2 protein-coding genes are annotated in these 676 nt (G+C 64.5%); both read right to left on the minus strand.

Annotated elements, in window-relative coordinates; all coding sequences use genetic code 11:
• Window positions 1-285 (minus strand): DUF819 family protein (locus DAI20_RS19540; protein ID WP_159085135.1); only part of this gene is annotated, 285 nt, incomplete at its 3' end.
• Between the two features lie 133 nt (window positions 286-418).
• The coding region (locus DAI20_RS19545) for an SCO family protein (protein WP_205781504.1) at window positions 419-676 on the minus strand (258 nt) is incomplete at its 5' end.

Here is a 676-nt window from a genome sequence, read left to right on the forward strand (position 1 = left end):
CTTCGGGCCGAGCCGCAGGATGCCCTTGATGTCCACCGCCAGGGTCAGCAGGATCAGCGCCGCCGGCAACAGGATGTCGCGTGCGATCGGGTTGTAGAGCTTGGTGTTCTGCCCGTCGATGAGGCCGACGGTGTTGTAGATGCCGGGAATCAGGTAGCACAGCAGCAGCGCTGGGACGAAGGTATAGAAGCGCTTCCACAGGCCCTGCTCGCGCGAGGCGGTCCAGAACACGGCGCCAAGCGTGGCGGCGATCAAACCGAAGACGACGATGTCGTTCTGGATCATGCAGGTGCTCGTGTAGAGCCGAGCCATGCTCGGCTGCTGTTGGTGGAAGGTGTGCCGACCAACGGTCGGCACCCACCGGATTCATGCATCACGTGTCGACCAACGCTCGGCACCCACCGCGGTGGAGGTGACGTCAGCGCGCGGCGAGTGTGTCGCTGTGCTTGAGGCTGCAGCTGGCCAGTGCGTCGTTGCCGGCGGCCGGATGACGAGGTTCGAGCAGCAGGCGCTGCACGTCCGAGAACAGCTTTTCCACCGGCATGCCATACGGCGCGAACAGGCGCAGGCGGCCCTGGCGGTCGAACACGTAACCGCCCGCGATGTGGCTCATGGTGTAGGTATCCGGTACCTGGCCGGGCTCTTTCTCGTAGAACGCCTTGAAGTCGCTGGCCAT

Origin of the sequence: Planctomonas deserti, assembly GCF_003067705.1 — a bacterium.
Taxonomy (GTDB): Bacteria; Actinomycetota; Actinomycetes; order Actinomycetales; family Microbacteriaceae; genus Planctomonas; species Planctomonas deserti.